The sequence below is a fragment of the Vibrio astriarenae genome (assembly GCF_010587385.1).
Taxonomy (GTDB): domain Bacteria; phylum Pseudomonadota; class Gammaproteobacteria; order Enterobacterales; family Vibrionaceae; genus Vibrio; species Vibrio astriarenae.
Map to the genome: position 1 here is coordinate 2,012,733 of NZ_CP047475.1, position 21,821 is coordinate 2,034,553.

The window sequence follows — 21,821 nt, forward strand, 5'->3', positions numbered from 1 at the left end:
ACACCCTAACAATTAGAGTTTACACTCTACTTACAAGCTCGCTTCCTGCAAAGTTAATAAAGATTAAGAGTTGTGAAGAAATAAATTTCACCATCTCGAATAGCACATGATATTTGTAATACAACAAAACAAGTAAAATAGAATTAAAGCAGATTAATCGCTCATATAAACCTGTATTTTTAGATATCTATTCACGCTTTTACTTATAAACACCCAAAACAACAATTTTGCAATATTACATTGCTAAATTCAGCGCTGTTAATTAGGTGCTATCTCATCTACATTCTCGCGCAAGCCCCAATATTTTTTGGCTCTAAGCACCCTATTTTTCTCAATCTCGTGGCTTGGATCGCGTTTCAGTACGAAATGCCTACCTAAACATGAGTAGATTGTTAAAAAAACGTTGACTAACACAAGAAGGTCGGTAGAGTTGCGGGCGAATTCGTTCTTCAAATGAATGTCACAGGGAGTGACTTGGCAAGACCATAATTCACGGGTTGTTGTTTTTCTAAGTCACTGTTTAAGCCGGCATTCACTTGTTAATTCAGTCTATTTAAACAACATGTGAGTATTTCCTATGCCAATGACGCTTGGAAACGCCTTTATTAAGAATTTCCTTGGTAAAGCGCCAGATTGGTACAAAGTTGCCATAATTGCATTTTTAATCATCAACCCTATTGTTTTCTTTTTTGTTAATCCATTCATTGCTGGTTGGCTGTTAGTCGCAGAATTTATCTTTACTCTCGCGATGGCGTTAAAGTGCTACCCACTTCAACCTGGTGGTCTTTTGGCTATTCAAGCCATTATGATCGGTATGACAAGCCCTGATCAGGTCTACCATGAAATCCAAATGAACCTACCGGTTCTTCTATTGTTGGTCTTCATGGTCGCAGGCATCTACTTCATGAAAGAATTGCTGCTATTCATTTTCACCAAGATCCTGCTTGGTGTTCGCTCTAAAGTTCTTCTTTCTGTCGCCTTCTGTTTTGCCGCTGCGTTTTTATCCGCCTTCCTTGATGCACTGACAGTTATTGCCGTTATCATCAGTGTTGCCGTCGGCTTCTATGCTATTTACCACAAAGTTGTGTCAGGCAAGGGCTCTAATGCTCAACACGACCACACTCAGGATGATCAACTTAACGAACTCACGCGTGAGAACCTGGAAGATTATCGCGCGTTTCTTCGTTCACTGTTAATGCATGCGGGTGTTGGTACAGCATTAGGTGGTGTAACGACCATGGTTGGAGAGCCTCAAAACTTAGTGATCGCCAGCCAGGCGGGATGGGACTTCGGTGAGTTCATCATGCGTATGCTGCCTGTGACGCTACCCGTGTTCTTCTGCGGTATTTTGACTTGTGTGATGGTGGAAAAGCTCAAAGTCTTCGGCTACGGTTCTCAGCTACCTGATAACGTACGTCAAATCCTTGTTGATTTTGATAACGAGCAGCGTAAAAAGCGCACCAAACAAGATATTGCAAAGCTTTGGATTCAGGGGGCAATTGCCGTTTGGTTGATCCTAGGCCTTGCTCTACACGTCGCTGAAGTGGGCTTGATTGGTCTTTCAGTGATCATTCTAGCAACCGCCTTCACCGGTGTTATCGAAGAGCACTCTATGGGTAAGGCGTTTGAAGAAGCCCTACCCTTCACCGCACTACTTGCTGTGTTTTTCTCAATCGTTGCTGTCATCATTGACCAAGAGTTATTCGCACCAATCATTGATACCGTACTTCACATCGAAGACAGTGGTACACAGCTTGCGCTTTTCTACGTGGCGAATGGCCTGCTATCCATGGTTTCTGATAACGTGTTTGTCGGCACTGTTTATATCAACGAGGTAAAAACAGCGCTAGTGGAAGGCGTGATTAATCGCGACCAGTTTGACTTACTCGCGGTGGCGATCAACACAGGTACTAACCTACCTTCTGTTGCAACGCCAAACGGTCAGGCTGCGTTCTTGTTCCTACTAACGTCAGCACTCGCTCCACTCATTCGCCTCTCTTATGGTCGAATGGTGATCATGGCACTGCCTTACACCATCGTTTTGGCGATCGTGGGCTTCATTGGGATTATCTTCTTCCTCGAGCCACTCACCGCACATTTTTATGATGTAGGATGGATTACACACCATTCTGGCGCGATGTCAGACGCAGTTATGTCCCACGGACACTAATTTTTCATTGCGTTAGAAACTTTTACACGTTAAAAAGCTCTGAGTAATCAGAGTTTTTTTATTAACAAGGATTTAGTGTGCGATTCCTCTACTCTCTTCAAACTTTCTCTAAAAGCCGTCTCTCGTGGCTTTTATTGTTCTTCATCATCCTCGCTTTTGAAGTGACTGCACTTTACTTTGAACATGTCATGTTGCTCGCACCATGCGTGATGTGTATTTACGAAAGAGTGGCAATGCTAGGTATTGCGGTTGCTGCTCTAATTGGAGCCATCGCCCCAAGAAATCCTGTCATACGCTGGTTAGGTTTAGCGGGCTGGGGGTTCTCTTCCTACAAAGGATTGATGCTCTCGCTCGAGCACGTTGATTATCAGTTTAACCCGTCACCTTTTAAAACCTGTGACCTATTCGTTAACTTCCCTGATTGGGCACCACTAAACCAGTGGGTTCCTTGGATGTTCGAGGCGTATGGTGATTGCAGCAAGGTTGTTTGGGAGTTTCTAGGGCTATCAATGCCACAGTGGTTAGCTGTCATATTTGCCGGTAATTTAATTGCTCTCGCCTTTATTGTCGTTTCGCAATTCGTCAGCAAACCGCGCATGTTCAGCTAATCGCTTAACGGTGATAAGCAGATAGCTCGCTAGTCTGCAAATATAAAAAAACGCAGAGCATCTCCATGTTCTGCGTTTTTACTTTCTGAAGCACAATTCAAATTAGTTCATATCTCGATTTGGCGCGGGAGCAAGAACCTCACGATTACCATTATGGCCTGGAGCACTAACAATGCCTTGTGCTTCGAGCTGTTCTACGATGCGCGCAGCTCGGTTGTAACCAATCTTAAATCGTCTCTGCACGCCGGAAACAGAGCCTCGACGAGATTGAACGACATGTTCAACAACCTGATCAAAGAGTGGGTCAGTATCTTCGTCGGCTTCTGCTGTTTCACCTGGCAGCAATCCCTCTGGCCCTTGATCGCCATTCGTGATCTCTTCGATATAGTTAGGCTTGCCACGCGCTTTCCAGTTGTTCACTACCGCATGCACATCATCATCGGAAGCAAATGCACCATGAACACGAACAGTGTGGCTTGAGCCCGGTGGTAAATAAAGCATGTCACCCATACCTAATAGCGATTCTGCACCACCTTGATCAAGGATTGTGCGAGAGTCCGTTTTGGTTGACACCGTGAACGCTACCCTCGTTGGAATATTTGCTTTAATAAGGCCAGTGATGACATCTACCGAAGGGCGTTGAGTCGCAAGAATTAAGTGTATACCTGCCGCACGTGCCTTTTGCGCGAGACGAGCAATCAGCTCTTCTACTTTCTTACCGACAACCATCATCAAGTCAGCAAATTCATCAACGATCACCACGATATATGGCAATTTCTCTAGTAATGGAGGCTCTGCATCCATACTATCGCCAGCTTGCCAAAGTGGGTCATGGATTGGGTGCCCTGCTTCAGCCGCCATCTTGAGCTTATCGTTAAATCCTTTGATGTTACGTACGCCCAACGCTGACATCAGCTTGTAGCGACGCTCCATCTCCCCTACACACCAGCGTAGTGCATTTGATGCGTCTTTCATATCTGTTACAACTTCAGACAGAAGATGAGGAATGCCTTCGTACACTGATAACTCAAGCATTTTCGGGTCAATCATAATAAAGCGAACGTCTTCTGGTGTCGCCTTGTACAGCATACTCAGAATCATCACGTTCACACCGACCGATTTACCCGAGCCTGTTGTACCCGCTACCAAAACGTGCGGCATTTTCGCAAGATCGGCAATGACCGCTTCACCAGCGATATCTTGACCAAGAACCACCGTTGTCGGTGACTTAGCCTCAATAAACTGCTGGCTGCCAACAACGTCAGAGAAGAACACCGTTTGGCGACTCATATTAGGCAGCTCTAGACCAACATAAGGCTTACCCGGAATCACTTCTACGACACGTACCGCCATCGCCGACAATGAACGAGCTAAGTCCATCGATAGACCTGATATACGGCTTACTTTAACCCCTGGAGCAAGATCCAGCTCGAATCGAGTGATAACTGGCCCAGGGAAAATGTCCACAACCTCAGCTTGAATTTTGTAGTCTGCCAGTTTCGACTCAACCAAGCGTGCAATACCCTCTAATGCCTCACGGTCAATAAAGTTCTCGCGCTTTTCTGGATGATAAAGGAGCTCCAGCGTTGGCATTGGTTCTGTCGGTACCGGAAGGTTGACATCATTTTGTACCAAGAATGGGTTCTGTTGCGCAGCAATATTGCTCTGCGCCTCTTGCACCATTGATTGGAACGCAGCAACGTCTTGATCTTGGTTTTCGCCGATCTCTTCAGCTTCAACTGTTGGGATTGGCTCTTCTGCCCAAGGCATGCCTTCGACTGAAACAGGCTCATCAACTTCTAGTGGTTGCGCGTCTTCTACATCGACGTCGGTAATCGAAGGGGCAATAACACTTTGCTCTTCCTCTTCAATATCAATGCTCGAGAAAGATGGCGTGCGATCCTCAACGTCTTCATCCACCTCAATGTCTGCCACTTGAACTCGAACCTCAACTTCCCCCATTTGTTCGACACTCTGCTCTTCCATCTGTGTATTTACAAACTCAGTGGCCGACATGTGAGTTGAAGCCGTACTGTGCTCGGCAAGGTCGTCACTCGCCAGATCGTCATGCGCTAGCGCATCTTGCTCAAGCTCAGCAATTGTCGCACCTAACTGAATGCTTCTTGGTTCACTATTTTGTGAATCAATCGCAGGCTCGATTGCAACGGGGGTCGTTTCGATAAACGCCGGAATTGAAGCTGCAACATCTGGCTGCTTTCCAGCGGGTTGATGCACCGGAGTCGTTTGTGGTGTACTCTCCGGCATATGAATGTTGTAACGACGTTCTGTTCCCGCTTTTGGCGGCGTTTGCTTTGATAGTGGGTCGTCATCAAGGTTCGCGTTAAAAGACAGCTCAGGGTCGATACTATTATCCGCATTCAAGTCTGAACTTGGCTGGTCATCTTGCAACCTTGGTTTGTATACCGTGCTTTTTTCTCCGCGTAGCTTACTTAACACTGCCTGGCAGCCCAATATTGCTCGCTCTCCCAACCACTCAACAATGGTCAACCAAGACAGTCCTGTCAGCAGAGTAAAGCCCGCTCCCCACAGGAACAGCAGCACCAGCGTCGTGCCCAGAACATTAAGCATTGGCAAAGACAAGCTCGTGAGTACATCACCAATCACACCACCAGAAGAAAAGTACCAAATATCGTCGAAGTTGATATCCGCTAAGCCACAACTCGTCAGGATGAGTGCCACCAAACCAATCAGCTTAGTGCCCCACATAACAAAATCGATGTCCTCGTCTTCATCTCTAGTACGTAATGACAACCAAGAGACAACGGCAATAATGAACGGCAGCGTGTAGGCCAAAATACCAAAACTAAAGAACATGGTATCGGCTAACCAAGCCCCAAGACGCCCGCCGGAGTTTTGAACATTAGCATCCCAACTGGTTTGAGACCATGAAGGGTCGGCTGGGTTAAAGGTAAAGAGTGAGATGGCGAGAAACACCGAACCCAATATGAATAGAATAAGCCCTGCTTCACGCAAACGCTGAAGTCCCGACAGCTTGCGCTTCGGGTTGTCTTGGCCAGTTTTGACGATGGTTTTCACTGTTTTTATTTTGTTCTGCATGAACATGATGATTCTTTATGGTGAGCAAATACGGTGTATTGGCTCAGCGAGTCCTTAGTCTAAAAACAAACTGAGCGGCTAAATGCCGCTCAGAAAGATTTAAACACAATGCCCTAAAAAACCCAATGAATTAACATCAGAAAATCAGGGAAGTGCTAGTTTTTAGCGAGTTTTGATAACCAGCTGGTTCGATTGTTTGACTTCTTCCATCACCACGTAGGTACGAGTGTCATTAACACCCGGCAAACGCAGTAGTGTGTCACCTAACAACTTGCGGTATGCACTCATGTCTGATACACGCGTTTTGAGAAGGTAATCGAAATCACCAGAAACGAGATGACACTCTTGAATGTCATCTAGCTTTTGTACCGCAGTGTTAAATTGTTCAAACACATCTGGTGCACCACGGTTTAGCGTGATCTCTACGAAAACGAGTAGCGATGCATCTAAGAACTGAGGATTTAGTAGGGCTGTATAGCCTGTGATATATCCCTGACGCTCCAAACGGCGCACACGTTCTAAACAAGGTGTAGGAGAAAGGCCCACACGCTTAGATAGCTCTACATTCGAAATACGACCATCTTTTTGTAACTCGTTCAGAATGTTACGGTCGATACGGTCTAGATCCTTGGACGGCTTCTTGTAATTATCTGCCATTTTTTATTCCACCTTATTACTTCCTTGCAAAAATTTATACTACAACTTCTTAATATTTAGCATCAAATGTTACTAATATCTTCCTATACTAGCAATTAATTCGACAATTTTACCCTACACATAGTCGTTAAAACCATAAAATAATGAGGAGTCAGGATGATCATTGGCGTACCTAAAGAAATCAAAAACCACGAATACCGCGTAGGTATGATCCCTGCGAGTGTGCGAGAGCTTATCTCACACGGTCACCAAGTATTTGTAGAAACCCAAGCTGGTTCTGGCATCGGGTTCTCAGATGAAGATTACATCTCCGTAGGCGCATCCATTCTTCCTACTGCTGCTGAGGTGTTTGCCACAGCAGATATGATCGTTAAGGTAAAAGAGCCTCAAGCGGTCGAGCGAGCTATGCTCCGTGAGGGGCAAATATTATTTACTTATTTGCACCTAGCACCAGATTTTCCACAAACTGATGAGCTAATCAAGAGCAAAGCCGTCTGTATTGCTTACGAGACTGTAACAGATAATATGGGTCGCTTGCCACTATTAGCGCCAATGTCTGAAGTTGCTGGCCGAATGTCTATCCAAGCAGGGGCTCTTACACTGGAAAAATCCCACGGTGGCAGAGGCTTACTATTGGGCGGAGTACCGGGTGTTGAGCCTGCTAAAGTGGTCGTTATCGGCGGTGGTGTTGTCGGTGCAAATGCAGCTCGTATGGCGGTAGGATTGCGTGCCGATGTAACGATACTTGACCGTAATATTGATACTCTGCGTCGACTTGATGAAGAGTTCCAAGGTCGAGCTAAAGTTGTCTACTCAACAACCGATGCCATCGAGAAACACGTTTTAGAGGCTGATCTCGTGATTGGTGCTGTTCTCATCCCAGGCGCGGCTGCACCAAAACTGGTGACCAAAGAGATGATCAGCAAAATGAAACCTGGCGCGGCTGTCGTTGATGTGGCCATTGACCAAGGTGGCTGTTTCGAAACTTCAAAAGCGACCACTCACGCTGACCCAACCTATATTGTTGATGAAGTCGTTCACTACTGTGTGGCAAATATGCCTGGCGCAGTTGCTCGCACATCAACATTCGCCCTCAACAATGCAACGTTGCCTTATATCGTTAGCCTCGCCAATAAAGGCTATCGTGAAGCACTGCTTTCAGATGGTGGTTTCCTTGAGGGGCTTAACGTGATTCACGGTAAAGTCACTTGTAAAGAGGTCGCTGAGTCCTTCGGCTTAGAATACGTGGAAGCTGAAACTGCCATCACGATGTTTAGCTAGATGATGTTGCGTGAAATTCAGGTAATTTAGATGCCTGAACAACCTATGAAAAAAAGAGGCTCATCAATGGATGGGCCTCTTTTTTTCTCTGGGAAACTCGATTTCTAAAACCAGCGTTCCAACGAATTTTTATCTAGCTGACGAAACGCTCGGTTAAGCACTTTGGCAAGCTCTTTGTAGCGTGGTTGGCTTTTGACAGGTTCAAGGGCAAATCCGCTGTCGGTAATCTTTTGGTGGATCTCGCGATACCATGCCGCTAGAGAAGGCGGCAGTTGGGTATTGGCACGGTGGCCTAACCACCACATCCCCTGCAAAGGTAAACTGATCGCGAACAGAGCAACGACGATGGCTTGTGGCATCGCGTCTGCATTTCGAAACGCCATTTGGGTCAACACACTGATCGCAGCCACTGCGGGCATCACTTTGACGGCAAACTTGGTCGCTTTGATGACTCTCGCTTCAGGAAAAAGCAGATTGAGCTCCTTTTTCATCGGCCAAATGTCCATGTAGCTTTGTCCATCTTTCATGCTATGGATAAATCCTACTTGTCTACTCATGACACCTCCCCAGTACCCTTTCGCCATCTTTCTTAAAAAAAATTGAACGTATTCAACTAATCCTGCAAAAAATTGACCCGAGTTAATATTTTTTCAAATTTTTTTGTTATATTGAGCCATTATCGCTATTCTATGCGCACTCTCAATCTCATTGTTGCCCTTATTTACAATTATGGCAACTCTGTGACGACTTTGCATGGAATGCAGGCCAACTTGTTTATAGTACGTTGGTCCATTTATACGGAAATTCAAGGTTTCTGACCAAGGTGAGTAGCAGTTTTTTAGCCGTCTACTATCCTTGTGATTGATTTTCACTATTACTGATTTAAATTCAGACAATTTTTACAGGTAGTCAACCATGTCTAAGCTAGTTTTAGTTTTAAACTGCGGTAGTTCTTCTCTTAAATTCGCTATTGTTGATGCAGACAACGGCGACGAGCACCTAACAGGTCTTGCAGAATGTCTTCACCTTCCAGAAGCTCGCATCAAGTGGAAACTTGATGGTAAGCACGAAGCTCAACTAGGTGATGGCGCTGCTCACGACGAAGCTCTATCGTTCATCGTTGAAACTATTCTTGCTTCTAAGCCAGAACTTGCTGAGCAACTTGCTGCAATCGGTCACCGTGTTGTTCACGGTGGTGAGAAATTCACTAAGTCAGTTCTTATCGACGACGAAGTACTGAAAGGTATCGAAGACTGTGCAACTCTTGCACCTCTTCACAACCCTGCAGCTATCGTTGGTATCAAAGCAGCTCAAAAAGCATTCCCAGCGCTTAAGAACTCTGCAGTATTTGATACAGCGTTCCACCAAACTATGCCTGAAGAAGCGTACCTATACGCACTTCCATACAACCTATACAAAGAGCACGGTATCCGTCGCTACGGTATGCACGGTACTTCTCACCTATTCATCGCTCGCGAAGTTGCTGAGCGTCTAGGCAAACCAGTTGAAGAGCTAAACATCATCAACTGTCACCTAGGTAACGGTGCTTCTGTATGTGCTATCAAGAACGGTCAATCTGTAGACACTTCTATGGGTCTAACTCCTCTTGAAGGTCTAGTTATGGGTACTCGCTCTGGTGATATCGATCCTGCGATCATCTTCCACCTACACGACGCGCTAGGTTACTCTGTTGAGCAAATCAACACGATGCTAACTAAAGAGTCTGGCCTAATGGGTCTAACTGAAGTAACTCCTGACTGTCGTTACATCGAAGATAACTTCGGTAAAGAAGACGCAGCAACTCGCGCAATGGACGTAATGACTCGTCGTCTAGCTAAATACGTTGCTGGCTACACTGCAACTCTAGACGGTCGTCTAGACGCTATCGTATTCACTGGCGGTATCGGTGAGAACGGCGCTCCAATCCGTGAGCTAGTTCTTAACCGTCTAGGCATCTTCGGTATCGAAGTTGATGGCGAAGCTAACCTTAAAGCTCGCTTCGGTGGCGAAGGCGTAATCACTACTGCTGACAGCCGCATCCCAGCAATGGTTGTTTCGACTAACGAAGAACTAGTGATTGCTGAAGATACTGCTCGTCTAGCAGGTCTTTAATCCTTTCTAATCTGGCTGGCCCTTGGGCTAGCCAGATTTTTTTCTGGGCTCTCATAAGCAAAAATACCCCAATTTGTTTAACTGAGTTCTTACCTAATCATATAGTTAGAGGTCCTAATCAATGTCCCGTACTATTATGCTTATCCCTACTAGCGCAGGCGTTGGCCTAACTAGCGTTAGCATGGGTGTGCTTCGTGCAATGGAGCGCAAAGGCGTTAAAGTTTCTTTCTACAAGCCAATCGCTCAACCTCGCAGCGGCGGTGACCAGCCAGATCTAACTTCAACTATCGTTAGTACAAACAGCGATATGAAGATCGGCGAACCAATGCAAATGTCTGTTACTGAGAGCCTAATCGGTAACGACAACATGGATGAGCTACTAGAAACTGTTGTTGAGCGTTACAACCAGATCAATAAAGATGCTGACGTAACGCTAATCGAAGGTCTAGTACCGACTCGTAAGCACCCATTCGCAAACCAGCTTAACGCTGAGATTGCAGCGACTCTAGGTGCTGAAATTGTTCTAGTTGCAACTCCTGGCAACGACAACCCAGCTCAACTTAAAGAGCGTATCGAAGTAGCATGTTCTAACTTCGGTGGTACTAAGAACAAGAACATCTCTGGTGTCATCATCAACAAGCTAAATGCGCCAGTTGATGAAGCAGGCCGTACTCGCCCTGACCTATCTGAAATCTTCGATGAGACAGATTGCGCGAAGCAAAACGAAATGAAAGTGATGGAAATCTTCAACACTTCTCCAATTCGTGTACTAGGTTGCGTGCCATGGAGCATTGACCTAATCGCTACTCGTGCCGTTGATATGGCTAAGCACCTAAATGCTGACATCATCAACGAAGGTGACCTAAACACGCGTCGCATCAAGAGCATCACATTCTGTGCACGTTCTCTGCCAAACATGATTGAGCACTTCAAACCAGGCTCACTTCTTGTGACTTCAGCAGACCGTCCAGACGTAATCGTTGCAGCTTCTCTAGCAGCAATGAACGGTGTTGATATCGGTGCGGTACTTCTGACTGGCGGTTACGACATCCCAGCGGAAATTGAAGAGCTATGTAAGCCTGCGTTTGAGACAGGTCTACCTCTCTTCAAAGCACAAGGTAACACTTGGCAGACTTCTCTAAATCTACAGAGCTTCTCTATCGAAGTTCCTGCAGACGACAAAGAGCGTATTGAGTTCATCAACGAGCACGTTGCTGGTCACATCGATGGCAACTGGATCGAGTCAATGACTGAAGGTACTCAGAAGTCTCGTCGCCTAAGCCCACCAGCATTCCGTTACCAGCTAACAGAATTTGCTCGTCGCGCTGGTAAGCGTATCGTTCTTCCTGAAGGTGATGAGCCACGTACAGTTAAAGCTGCGGCTATCTGTGCTGAGCGCGGTATCGCGGAATGTGTACTTCTAGGTAACCCGGAAGAGATCAAGCGCGTTGCTGCACAGCAAGGTGTTGAGCTAGGCGCTGGCGTTCAAATCATCGATGCTGATGCCGTTCGTGAGAACTACGTCGCTCGTCTAGTTGAACTACGTGCTAAGAAAGGCATGACTGAAGTTGTTGCTCGCGAGAAGCTACAAGACTCTGTATTCCTAGGCACAATGATGCTTGAGAACGACGAGGTTGACGGTCTAGTTTCTGGTGCTGTTCACACAACAGCGAACACTATCGTTCCTCCGTTCCAGATCATCAAGACTGCACCTGATGCGTCTATCGTATCTTCTGTATTCTTCATGCTGCTACCAGACCAAGTATTGGTTTACGGTGACTGTGCGATCAACCCAGATCCAACAGCAGAGCAGCTTGCTGAAATCGCTATCCAATCTGCTGACTCTGCAGCAGCATTCGGTATCGACCCACGCGTTGCTATGATCTCTTACTCTACTGGTGAATCTGGTAAGGGTGCAGACGTAGACAAAGTACGTGAAGCGACGAAACTTGCTCAAGAGAAACGTCCTGACCTAGTGATTGACGGTCCTCTACAGTACGACGCAGCTATCATGGAAAACGTTGCCGCTTCTAAAGCGCCTAACTCTCCAGTAGCAGGTAAAGCAACAGTATTCGTATTCCCTGACCTAAACACAGGTAACACGACGTACAAAGCGGTACAGCGTTCAGCAGACCTAGTTTCTATCGGTCCAATGCTGCAAGGTATGCGTAAGCCAGTGAACGACCTTTCTCGTGGCGCGCTAGTAGACGACATCGTTTACACAATCGCTCTAACAGCCATCCAGGCTGACCAAGAAGCTAAGTAATTAGCGCCGGTTTAGTTTAGATGTTAAAAAGCCTCCAAATGGAGGCTTTTTTATTGATTCTTTTCTGCACTGATTCACTTTTTACGGGCACATTGCCTACCCGCTACAATCTCATTTAGAATCTTCTCTGTATAGAGATTGGATTACCCCATCAAGGATAACAAGTGCTGAGATGCATGCTTGGGCTCATCCGCATGACAGATAGCCGATACCAAAGCCAAACCATGTACACCCGTTGCACATAGCTGTGGAATATTAGTTTCGTTGATCCCACCTATCGCAACAATGGGTAGTGACGTGGCCTTAAGTGCCGCTTGCAAGCCCTCTATGCCCCAGTGTTTCTTGGTATTGGTTTTGGTTGGTGTGGCGAAAATCGCGCTCAAACCAATGTAATCGACCGGTAGTGATGCCACCTCTTTAAGCTGGACTTCATTTTCAATCGACAAACCTAGAATTTTGTTTGGACCAATAAGTGTTCGAGCGATGTCAGCTGGCATATCTGACTGACCAAGGTGAACACCATCGGCATCAACCGCAAGAGCAACATCGACTCTATCATTGATGATTAAAGGTACATTTGTCTTTGAGAGAATCTCTTTAACAACCTGAGCACGTTCAATAAATGCGCGCACATCACCATGCTTCTCACGCACTTGCACCATGGTAACACCGCCTTTGACGGCTTCGGTCACCACATATTTGAGTGTCTCAATATCCTGCTGATCGTCTGTAACGAGATAAAGCTTATAGGGGTTCATAACTTACCTTGGAATCATCATTGTCATCTCTGCTCTTAGCCTACAGCATGCGTGTAAGACCAAGAGCAGATTCGCAGTGCTAGCTGAGCTTCAAACGCTCTAGCAGTGCATTTTCATCAAGAAGGTAGAGCTCATCTAGTAGGTTCATTTGTAGACTGCCTGGGCCACGTGATTTCTCCGCCGCGATTTCACCCACAACGCCAAGCACTGCTGCTGCGGCTAAGCCTGTCTCATCACCTGCTGCTGCGAAAGCGCCAGTCAGTGCTGTCAGTGTACAGCCCATACCAGTGACAAATGGCATCATCTCGTGGCCGTTGTTTAACTTAACCACTTGCTCTTTCGTGACAACGTAATCCGTTGCACCTGAGATAACGACATTAGCTCCATACTCTGAGACGAGGAATTGCGCTGCACCTAAAGCCGCATCACTGCTATCAAGTGCGTCAACCCCTTTACTTTGAGCTTGCTCGCCTGCCAAAGCAATTATCTCAGAAGCGTTACTGCGAATAATCAGCTTGTTCGCGCTCGCAGCAATCTGGCGTGACGTTTCAGTGCGCAGTTGGCTTGCACCGCAACCTACAGGGTCAAGAACAACCACTTTATCGTTGTTGTTTGCTTGCTCGACCGCGAAGCTCATGCGTGGTGTCCACACGCTATCAAGCGTGCCAATATTAATCACTAGCGCACCAGCAAATGACATCATCTCTGCCATCTCTTGCTGTGAATGGGCCATAATTGGCGAAGCGCCAACCGCGAGAAGTGCATTCGCAGTGTTATTCATGACAACGTAGTTAGTGATGTTCACAACCAGTGGCTTTTGCTCGCGTACTGCATTAAGCGATTGAATAATCTGTTCTTTTAGCATCTCTTTTCCTCTATGCTGTTTAAGCATTCAGTCCTTGTTGCCAAAACGCCACTTCCATACGTGTCGCTGTTTTAAAAATATGAGTCAAGTGCTGACCACGTTCACTGTTAATATCTATATCGGCTAGCAGACCGTTAAAGTAATCCGCCCCTGTCGCAACACCAGTTTGGAACTCCTCGCCGCCATAGAGCTTGATCCAGCTTGCATAAGGGTTACCTTCTAATACCGTCTCCGGTGATTCTAGTAGCGCTTTACCAATCACGGCATAGCCAATCGAACAAGGCGCTAAAGCTGCATAAAGGTCAACGAGGTCGCCTGTCATACCCGCATCCAACACATAGCGGGTATAGGCAACGGTGCCGAAATCTTCAGGTTCATTTTCCAGATCGGATTCAGTCAGGCCCCACTGCTCGCAATAGCTCACATGATGGGCAATTTCCGAATCCAGTAGCGCATGAACGCTTGGCAACGCACGACGCATATCTGCCAGTGTTTTCGCTTTATAAATAGCCAATGCATAAGCGCGGGCATACTGCTTCAAAAACAAAAAATCTTGCTTTAGGTAGTGAAGAAAACACGGCTGTGCCAACGTACCTTTTGCCAACTGTAGAACAAATTCATGTTGGGTATACTCTTGCCAGTCTTCACGACAAGCATCAATAAGATCTTGATAGTTCATAGTCTTCTCTTAGTTAAAGCTCGGTACGTAATCAGCCGCTTTAGGCTGTGATTCAATGATCCCTTTGTTGTACATGAATTCGGCATAATCATCGTAACGTTTTAGATCAACCGCCGAAGGACGCAATGCAAAACGTGTCAATGTGTCATTCCATGCACGCTGATTAAGTTCGTTGTTAAGTGTATCTGGAGAGTAAGCGACGAACTCTTCCCAAGAAGCTTGAGGATGGTTAACGATGTAAGTCGTCGCCTGTTCTAGTGCTTTAGCGAATGCTTTCAGTGCTTCTTTATCATGCTTGTTCGCATTGGCCACGAGCACCAGCTCATCGTATGACGGTACACCATGCTCTTCTGGGAAAAACGCTTTCGCTTTAAAGCCTTCCAAATCAAGTTGGTTGGTTTCAAAATTACGTAGACCGCCCCAAATCGCATCGACTTTACCTGAAGCCAATGACGAAGATAGCGCCCAGCCAACATTGATGGTTTCAACTTCGTCAAACTTCACTCCCTCTTGGCCTAACATCGTGCCAATGGTCGCTTCTTCGTTACCAGCAATGGCAATACCGATCTTCTTGCCTTTTAAATCAGCCAAATTGTCGTTCTTGCCATTGTCTAGCACCATCAAGGTGTTAAGGGGTGTGGCAATCAAGGTTGCTGCGCGGATGAGCGGTAAACCTGCCGCCACATCAATGGTTAGACTTGGTTGATATGACACCGCCAAATCGACACGACCCGCGGCAACCAGTTTCGCTGGTGTACTCGGATCCGCCGGCTCTTGAATATCGATCTCTAGTCCTTGCTCTTTGAAGTAGCCTCGCTCGTGAGCAATCACAATCGGGCCGTGGTTAGGGTTTACAAACCAGTCCAGCATCAGAGTCATTTTTTTCTCTGCTGCTAGGGCATTCGTCGAAAGCGCTGAAGCTAGAAGCGCCAGTGCGCCAAGTCGTTTAGTTGTTAACATTTAGACAGTTCCTTTAAGCTGAATCCGTTCCCTTATTGGTTTTCCCAGGGAATCCATTTTTTAAGTAATTTATCGGTAATAAAATAGAGTGAGATCGACAGCACAGCGAGGATAAACAGCGCTGCAAACATCTCATCAATGATCATTCGTGCATTCGCCTGCAACATCAAATAGCCAAGACCGGCACTGGAGCCCACCCACTCACCGACAACGGCACCGATGGGGGCAATCACCACGGCAACGCGAATACCAGAGGCCAGCGTGGGCAGTGCTGCCGGCAATTGAATATGCCTTAGCCTTTCCCATTTGGTTGCCCCCATGGTTTTTGCTAAGTCAAGGTAGCCAGTTGGTGTGTTACGCAGTCCATCGTAGCAACAGGTTGTCACCGGGAAGAAGATAATGATGGCCGCCATCACGACTTTTGAGGCGATACCGTAACCTAACCACAGCATCAGAATCGGTGCTATCGCAAAGACCGGAATGGCTTGGCTGGCAATAAGTACTGGCAATAACCAACGCTTCAATGGCTCAAAGAGCAGCATCTGCAAGGCAAAAAACAGCCCCATCGTGAGACCGAGCAGTAACCCCAATAAGATCTCTTGTGCCGTCACCCACGAGTGGTGCAGCAGAACATCATATCGGGTAATCAATCGCTGCATCACATCAACAGGCGCCGGCAGGATAAAGCTCGGCATCTCAAACACCACAACCACACCTTGCCACAAACCAAATATAATCAGAGTCGTGACGAGAAGTCGCAGAGCGGGATGATCGAGCTTTTCATTTTTAGCCGTGCGATTCACTTTCATGTCTGCTGGCATACTATTACTCATAATCGCGCTCCAACTGGTCGAGTATCGCTTGTTGCAGCTGCGCACATTCTGCATCCAACACACGCGGGATCATTGAAGAGGGGGCAGCCATTGCTTGTGCTTGCGCTGGCGTCCCTTGTAATACATACAGAGATTGCGCTAAGCGTACCGCCTCTTGTGGATCGTGGGTAATCAATACCACAGTCTTACCCTTTAGTAGCTGCGCTGACAAGGTTTGCAACTTATGACGGGTCACAGCATCGAGAGCAGAGAAAGGCTCATCCATTAACACCAACGGCTTGTCTTGCATTAGCGTACGGGCGAGCGCGACGCGCTGTCGCATGCCACCTGAAAGTTGGTCCGGCATGCTGTGAGCGTAATCTTGTAATCCAACTTGGATTAGTAACTTGGACGCTTTATCTCTTACATCATCAGTCGAAGATGGGCTCTGTGAGCGAGCAAAGCGCTCACTCAGACAGACATTGTCTATCACGCTGAGCCAAGGCAACAACAGGTCTTGCTGAGCCATGTATGCGATGCGCTCATCAATGGGCTCTCCGTCACTGGTGGCCAACTCGCCTTGCCAATCTATTTTGTCTTCTAACAACCCAGCAAGGTAGCGCAGTATCGTCGTTTTGCCACAACCACTACGCCCAAGGATCACCGTCCACTCCCCAGCTTTCAAAGACATATTGAGACCGGCCAGCGTTGGCTTATCAGCATCAAGGTATTGCAGTTTCGCATTGCAAATCTCAATGCCCATCGCGCTAGCGGACATTATTGTGACCATCGTAGAAGTGGTGAACAGGGCCATGACCTTGACCGACATTCAACTCATCAGCGTGTTGAATTGCCTCGGTAATGTACTGCTTGCCCAATGCCACAGCGGCATGTAGGTCATTGCCTTGCGCCAAGTATGAGGCGATGGCAGAAGAGAGCGTACAACCTGTACCGTGGGTGTTCTTGGTTGGGAATCGCTTAGCACTGATGAGTTCTGCACTCTCTTCGGTGATGAGCAAGTCATTACTATTCTCGTCCTTTTCAAGGTGACCCCCTTTGAGCAACACCGCTTTTGCTCCCAGAGCGCGCAACTCTGCGATCATCGCCTTCATTTGCGCTTCAGTTTCTGGCACCGGGTTGCCTGTAAGCGCGGCGCCCTCTGGCAAGTTTGGGGTAATAATGTCAGCCAGCGGAAGTAACTCAGATTTCAGGGTTGAAATCGCAGACTCCTCCAACAACAAGTCACCACTTGTTGCCACCATCACAGGATCGATAACCAAACATTTCGGCTGGTATTGCTTAATCTTCTGGGCAACAACCTTAATAATGTTCGAATCCGCCAACATACCCACTTTTACAGCGACAATGTTCAAATCGGTAAATACGGCATCCAACTGGCTTTCAACGTGGTCAAGCGGAATCGGGAAAATAGCGGAGACGCCCTGAGTGTTTTGAGAAGTAATCGCGGTGATCACTGAGCAGGCGAAGCTGCCTGTTGCTGACATTGCTTTGATATCGGCTTGAATACCTGCACCACCACCACTGTCAGAGCCAGCGATAGTAAGAACAATAGGTGTAGGTGTTATGTTTGAACGAGTTGCGTCTGTCATGATCGCTCCTAATGCGAGACGCAGAGGAACGGGCTTTGATTATATGAGGCTCAATTGAGATCAATCAGCCAGTAACGAGCAATCAAAGCGCGATAGTTCCCTACGTCAGTGTTAACTGAATCAGGTTCAACGGGTCTCTAAATTCGATCTCAGCCACAAGTGGCCCCCCGACTATTGGCGCTTATCATATCAGTGAAGTCTCTATTGATGTACTTCTTTTTGATGTTGTGCTCTTAGTTTGAGATATGGCCACCTAGACGACCATTTCTTGGTCTTGTATGCAAAAAGGTGGCAGCTCTTCATCTTGTAAGCTCTGATTAAACTGCGTGATATAGCGCTCTACTTCGCCTAGAGGGAACTGGCTTTTCACCACAACCAACTGCTCTAATCGAAGTGCATTTGTAAGCATAAACTGCGTCACAAAGCTCTGCTCTCCATCATCATATTGAATCAACCGCCCTTCACTCTCGATATAGGACATGAGTGTTTGTTCCAGTGCTCGAGGTTCTAGCGTCGACTGAATGTGATACGCATAACCGTCTTGAATCTTCTGCCTTGCCCAGTATTCAACGTCATCGAGAGCTATAGGCGTTCGTGTTGTAAACAAGGCCTGACTTTTGTAGTCACACGCTTCAATCTTTACTGGTGTGTGTTTAAATTCGGGCTGGCCAGACACGCTATCAATATAAGGTGCAATCAGGTTACAAGGCTTACTGTTCTTAGCGGTCAGTCCATTCCAGTGAATTGGAACAAATAGCTCTCCTACTTTTTGGTCTGTAGAGAGCATCACTTTAGCCAGGCAGTGACCGTGTGCGCTGGAAAGTTTCGCAATACTCTTTTCTTGCAGCTTATATCGCTGAGCCGTCTCGGGATGAACCAAAACGTAAGGCTCCGGCATATGCTCGCCTAGCTGAGCAGCTAACCCTGTTCTGGTCATGGTATGCCAGTGGTCTCGTACACGGCCGCTGTTAAGTAACAGTGGATAATCACCGTTAGTGGCACTTTGTGGTGCCCTATGATTGACAGGAATGAAGCAAGCACGACCATCTTGTGTGTAGAAGTGACCATCAGCAAAAAAGCGCTTATTGACTACCTTGTCCTGCTGCTCAATCACTGGCCACTGCTGAGGTTTAAGAACGCTATACCCCTGATCGTCGAGTCGGCTTAATCCAATCAATGAAAAGTCACGTTCGCCATTTTCATTATCTAACGTTGTTAGCTGAGCATACTCCCTGAAAATTTCACCTTCGTGTAGATAATCAAAAGCCTCAGCAAAGCCCATTTTCTGTGCGACCTGTGAAATCACCCACCAATCGGGCTTTGCCAGCCCGGGACTTGGCAAAATTCGTCTTTGACGCGAGATGCGACGCTCAGAGTTAGTGACGGTTCCTGATTTCTCACTCCAACCTTGCACTGGTAACACCAAGTCAGCTAATGCCGTTGTTTCTGTTTGTGCAATGCAATCAGACACCACCACAAACGGACAAGCCTCTAGTGCCGCCTTCACTTTATTGGAGTTGGGTAGGCTCACCGCAGGGTTGGTTGCCATGATCCACACCGCTTTGATTTTGCCGTCAGCCATGGCATCAAACATATCGACCGCTTTAAGCCCTGGCTTGCTCGCAAGATCAGGAGCGCCCCAAAACTCACTGACTCTGTGGTGATCTCCAGGGTTATCAAGCTCCATATGACCACAGAGCATGTTAGCGAGTGCGCCAACTTCACGTCCCCCCATCGCATTCGGTTGACCCGTTACCGAGAAAGGACCACAACCCGGTTTACCGATCTTCCCTGTCGCTAAGTGACAGTTCAAAATACTGTTGACTTTGTCTGCACCGCTGGTGGATTGATTGACGCCCTGTGAATAGACAGTAACCACTTTACTGTTTGTAGCAAACAGTCGATAAAAGGCGTCTAACTCCTCCTCTTGAAGGCCTGTTGTTTTTGCAACGCTCTGTTCTTGCTTCGCGAGTAGCAAAGCCTCAACAAAGCCATTGGTATGCTGCTCAATAAAGCCTTCACCCAAACAGTCATGGTCATCTAAATAACTCAACAGTCCATTGAAGAGAGCGACATCCGAACCTGACTCAATGCCAAGGTGTAAGTCCGCTATCTCATTCGACTCTGTTTTTCTGGGGTCTATAACCACCACTTTCAAGTTATCGTTGTTTTGCTTGGCGATTCGCAAGCGCTGGAAAAGTACCGGATGACACCAAGCGAGGTTCGAGCCGACTAACACCACCAGTTCAGCCTGCTCAAGATCTTCATAGCAAACAGGGACAGTATCAGTGCCAAACGCTCGCTTGTGACCGACTACTGAAGACGCCATGCACAAACGTGAGTTACTATCGATATTCGCTGTCCCCATAAACCCTTTAATCAGCTTATTGGCGACATAATAGTCCTCCGTTAACAGCTGCCCTGAGACATAAAAAGCGACAGAGTCAGGGCCGTGCTCCTTTATCGTCTCTGCAAACTTAGTCGCCACCATCGACGTCGCTGCAGTCCAATCAATTTTTTTCTCACTTCCAGCCGCCTTCAATGTTGGGTATAACAATCTGCCATCCTGAATGACCGTTTCACCCAAAGCGATCCCTTTTGTGCAAAGTTTGCCATAATTAGAAGGGTGAGATTGGTCGCCTCTTATCTCCAGCTCACCTGATAGCGTTGGTCTAGCCTCCACGCCACAACCAACACCACAATACGCACACGTTGTCTTTACCCAGCCGTCATTTCCTTGAGTCACTACATTCACTCCAACGCAATAAAACACAATTAGATAATCCTGAAGCAATATTTAATCCAGTTATATCAAATACTAAATATTCATAATTTAAACCATTAAATTCAATACTTTAAAATACGATATAACCCTAAAGTAGTATGCAAATATGAGAGGCAAAACCAGCAATATGTACTTAATTGCACCACTTTGAGCAATCCTGCACCACAAAAGCTCAGTTTTGTACAATTTACCCCAAAAGCCAATATATAGACTCTGCTACCCAATAATAAAAATAACATTTAAATTGCTGTTTTATCGGAAATAAAATTAATTGCGTAACTAAATTACAACATTTGGCATTTCCCTTGCTTCTCTTTCAACAAGCAAAAATGAATTTGCGCGGATGAACAGCAGGAAGCACGATGAAAAAGCATTCTCTATATAAGGAAGGACACGTCACTCTTGTTGGCGCGGGTCCCGGTGACCCAGACTTGCTTACCGTAAAAGCAGTGAAGGCGATTGAAGCAGCGCAGTGCATTATCTTCGACAACCTGGTCAGCCATGAAATCCGTCGACTGTTTCCAAGCCATGCTCAACAAATCTATGTGGGGAAAGCAAAGAATCACCACAACGCCTCACAAGAAGAGATCAACCATACCATCCTTAGTTGTGCTGAACAGGGCCTGAGAGTCTGTCGAGTCAAAGGCGGGGACAGCTTTGTCTTTGGTAGAGGAAGCGAAGAGATGCTTTTTCTTGGCAAGCATGGCGTTCAAGTCGACGTCATCCCAGGAATCACCGCCGCTTCTGGGTGTACTACCTACGCAAATATTCCTCTGACTCATCGTGGACTTGCGCAAGGGTGCACATTTATCACCGCGCACGCTGATAAAGACCTTGGCCTCAACTGGCAAGCGCTTGCAACTCTCAACCAAACACTTGTGGTCTACATGGGGCTTTCTAAAACTCAGTGGCTCACCGACAAACTCAGTGACTCCGGCATGTGCCCAAGCACGCCAGCGGCTTTAATCGAAAAAGGCTGCACACCAGAGCAGCGCGTTATTACTGGTACGCTGGCTGAACTCACCGAGATGAAAAACACTCATAAAATTCAATCACCTGCCCTCATCGTTATCGGGCATGTGGTGACTGTCTCGCAACAAATGGACTGGCTACAACAACTTCAAGAATCTGCGCCAGACGCCATGATGATGACAGCATAAATAACAACACTATCTAGAAG

General features: G+C 46.8%; 16 protein-coding genes, 1 pseudogene and 1 riboswitch. Of the genes and pseudogenes, 6 read left to right on the plus strand and 11 right to left on the minus strand.

Annotated elements, in window-relative coordinates; all coding sequences use genetic code 11:
- Positions 1 to 577: 577 nt before the first annotated feature.
- Both nhaB and dsbB read left to right on the plus strand, forming a co-directional pair.
- The gene (gene nhaB, locus GT360_RS09465) at positions 578 to 2,170 is read left to right on the plus strand and encodes a Na(+)/H(+) antiporter NhaB (protein ID WP_164648628.1); all 1,593 of its coding nucleotides are present in this window, start codon (positions 578 to 580) and stop codon (positions 2,168 to 2,170) included.
- Positions 2,171 to 2,247: 77 nt separating this feature from the next.
- Positions 2,248 to 2,778: a disulfide bond formation protein DsbB gene (dsbB, locus tag GT360_RS09470; RefSeq protein WP_164648629.1), complete on the plus strand. Its 531-nt coding sequence runs from the start codon at positions 2,248 to 2,250 to the stop codon at positions 2,776 to 2,778.
- Positions 2,779 to 2,880: 102 nt separating this feature from the next.
- Here the strand turns inward: dsbB and GT360_RS09475 are convergent, their stop codons facing one another.
- Both GT360_RS09475 and lrp read right to left on the minus strand, forming a co-directional pair.
- The gene (locus tag GT360_RS09475; RefSeq protein WP_164648630.1) at positions 2,881 to 5,862 is read right to left on the minus strand and encodes a DNA translocase FtsK; all 2,982 of its coding nucleotides are present in this window, start codon (positions 5,860 to 5,862) and stop codon (positions 2,881 to 2,883) included.
- Positions 5,863 to 6,018: 156 nt separating this feature from the next.
- Entirely contained in the window at positions 6,019 to 6,513 is a 495-nt protein-coding gene (gene lrp / locus GT360_RS09480) for a leucine-responsive transcriptional regulator Lrp (protein ID WP_164648631.1), read from the minus strand.
- A 156-nt stretch (positions 6,514 to 6,669) separates the two neighbouring features.
- Between lrp and ald the strand changes: the two genes are divergently transcribed.
- A complete protein-coding gene (gene ald / locus GT360_RS09485; RefSeq protein WP_164648632.1) occupies positions 6,670 to 7,794 on the plus strand; it encodes an alanine dehydrogenase in 1,125 nt (374 codons plus the stop codon).
- A gap of 104 nt (positions 7,795 to 7,898) precedes the next feature.
- On the opposite strand, the gene yfbV is transcribed toward ald, so the two are convergent.
- Positions 7,899 to 8,351, minus strand: coding sequence for a terminus macrodomain insulation protein YfbV (yfbV, locus tag GT360_RS09490; RefSeq protein WP_164648633.1), 453 nt, complete (start codon positions 8,349 to 8,351; stop codon positions 7,899 to 7,901).
- A 358-nt stretch (positions 8,352 to 8,709) separates the two neighbouring features.
- Here yfbV and GT360_RS09495 point away from each other — a divergent pair, with 358 nt between their 5' ends.
- Positions 8,710 to 9,906 (plus strand): acetate kinase, encoded by a 1,197-nt coding sequence (locus GT360_RS09495; protein ID WP_164648634.1) that lies wholly within the window; start codon positions 8,710 to 8,712, stop codon positions 9,904 to 9,906.
- Positions 9,907 to 10,027: 121 nt separating this feature from the next.
- Entirely contained in the window at positions 10,028 to 12,172 is a 2,145-nt protein-coding gene (gene pta, locus GT360_RS09500) for a phosphate acetyltransferase (RefSeq protein ID WP_164648635.1), read from the plus strand.
- 143 nt (positions 12,173 to 12,315) lie between these two features.
- Here the strand turns inward: pta and thiE are convergent, their stop codons facing one another.
- The 8 genes and pseudogenes from thiE to GT360_RS09540 all read right to left on the minus strand — a co-directional run bounded on the left by thiE (position 12,316) and on the right by GT360_RS09540 (position 20,602).
- Positions 12,316 to 12,930: a thiamine phosphate synthase gene (gene thiE / locus GT360_RS09505; protein ID WP_164648636.1), complete on the minus strand. Its 615-nt coding sequence runs from the start codon at positions 12,928 to 12,930 to the stop codon at positions 12,316 to 12,318.
- A gap of 79 nt (positions 12,931 to 13,009) precedes the next feature.
- A complete protein-coding gene (gene thiM / locus GT360_RS09510; protein ID WP_164648637.1) occupies positions 13,010 to 13,795 on the minus strand; it encodes a hydroxyethylthiazole kinase in 786 nt (261 codons plus the stop codon).
- A 19-nt stretch (positions 13,796 to 13,814) separates the two neighbouring features.
- Complete coding sequence (gene tenA, locus GT360_RS09515) at positions 13,815 to 14,474, minus strand: thiaminase II (RefSeq protein ID WP_164648638.1); 660 nt, start codon at positions 14,472 to 14,474, stop codon at positions 13,815 to 13,817.
- A 9-nt stretch (positions 14,475 to 14,483) separates the two neighbouring features.
- Positions 14,484 to 15,434, minus strand: coding sequence for an ABC transporter substrate-binding protein (locus GT360_RS09520; RefSeq protein WP_164648639.1), 951 nt, complete (start codon positions 15,432 to 15,434; stop codon positions 14,484 to 14,486).
- A 32-nt stretch (positions 15,435 to 15,466) separates the two neighbouring features.
- Positions 15,467 to 16,168: pseudogene (locus tag GT360_RS09525) on the minus strand (ABC transporter permease); the annotation flags it as partial.
- Positions 16,169 to 16,259: 91 nt separating this feature from the next.
- Positions 16,260 to 17,024, minus strand: coding sequence for an ABC transporter ATP-binding protein (locus GT360_RS09530; protein ID WP_164648641.1), 765 nt, complete (start codon positions 17,022 to 17,024; stop codon positions 16,260 to 16,262).
- Positions 17,014 to 17,856 carry a bifunctional hydroxymethylpyrimidine kinase/phosphomethylpyrimidine kinase gene (gene thiD, locus GT360_RS09535; RefSeq protein ID WP_164648642.1) on the minus strand — a complete coding sequence of 281 codons (843 nt, stop codon included), beginning with the start codon at positions 17,854 to 17,856 and terminating at the stop codon, positions 17,014 to 17,016. The genes GT360_RS09530 and thiD overlap by 11 nt, the downstream gene beginning before the upstream one ends.
- Positions 17,857 to 17,936: 80 nt before the next feature.
- Positions 17,937 to 18,036: riboswitch (TPP riboswitch) on the minus strand.
- A gap of 73 nt (positions 18,037 to 18,109) precedes the next feature.
- Complete coding sequence (locus GT360_RS09540) at positions 18,110 to 20,602, minus strand: molybdopterin oxidoreductase family protein (RefSeq protein ID WP_164648643.1); 2,493 nt, start codon at positions 20,600 to 20,602, stop codon at positions 18,110 to 18,112.
- A gap of 401 nt (positions 20,603 to 21,003) precedes the next feature.
- Between GT360_RS09540 and cobA the strand changes: the two genes are divergently transcribed.
- Complete coding sequence (gene cobA / locus GT360_RS09545) at positions 21,004 to 21,801, plus strand: uroporphyrinogen-III C-methyltransferase (RefSeq protein WP_164648644.1); 798 nt, start codon at positions 21,004 to 21,006, stop codon at positions 21,799 to 21,801.
- Positions 21,802 to 21,821: the final 20 nt, after the last annotated feature.

Excerpts from the sequence above, each read along its gene's own strand:
- nhaB (WP_164648628.1), top strand. The coding sequence starts at position 578 with ATGCCAATGACGCTTGGAAACGCCTTTATTAAGAATTTCCTTGGTAAA.
- GT360_RS09475 (WP_164648630.1), bottom strand. The coding sequence starts at position 5,862 with ATGTTCATGCAGAACAAAATAAAAACAGTGAAAACCATCGTCAAAACT.
- lrp (WP_164648631.1), bottom strand. The coding sequence starts at position 6,513 with ATGGCAGATAATTACAAGAAGCCGTCCAAGGATCTAGACCGTATCGAC.
- ald (WP_164648632.1), top strand. The coding sequence starts at position 6,670 with ATGATCATTGGCGTACCTAAAGAAATCAAAAACCACGAATACCGCGTA.
- yfbV (WP_164648633.1), bottom strand. The coding sequence starts at position 8,351 with ATGAGTAGACAAGTAGGATTTATCCATAGCATGAAAGATGGACAAAGC.
- GT360_RS09495 (WP_164648634.1), top strand. The coding sequence starts at position 8,710 with ATGTCTAAGCTAGTTTTAGTTTTAAACTGCGGTAGTTCTTCTCTTAAA.
- pta (WP_164648635.1), top strand. The coding sequence starts at position 10,028 with ATGTCCCGTACTATTATGCTTATCCCTACTAGCGCAGGCGTTGGCCTA.
- thiE (WP_164648636.1), bottom strand. The coding sequence starts at position 12,930 with ATGAACCCCTATAAGCTTTATCTCGTTACAGACGATCAGCAGGATATT.
- thiM (WP_164648637.1), bottom strand. The coding sequence starts at position 13,795 with ATGCTAAAAGAACAGATTATTCAATCGCTTAATGCAGTACGCGAGCAA.
- tenA (WP_164648638.1), bottom strand. The coding sequence starts at position 14,474 with ATGAACTATCAAGATCTTATTGATGCTTGTCGTGAAGACTGGCAAGAG.
- GT360_RS09520 (WP_164648639.1), bottom strand. The coding sequence starts at position 15,434 with ATGTTAACAACTAAACGACTTGGCGCACTGGCGCTTCTAGCTTCAGCG.
- GT360_RS09530 (WP_164648641.1), bottom strand. The coding sequence starts at position 17,024 with ATGTCCGCTAGCGCGATGGGCATTGAGATTTGCAATGCGAAACTGCAA.
- thiD (WP_164648642.1), bottom strand. The coding sequence starts at position 17,856 with ATGACAGACGCAACTCGTTCAAACATAACACCTACACCTATTGTTCTT.
- cobA (WP_164648644.1), top strand. The coding sequence starts at position 21,004 with ATGAAAAAGCATTCTCTATATAAGGAAGGACACGTCACTCTTGTTGGC.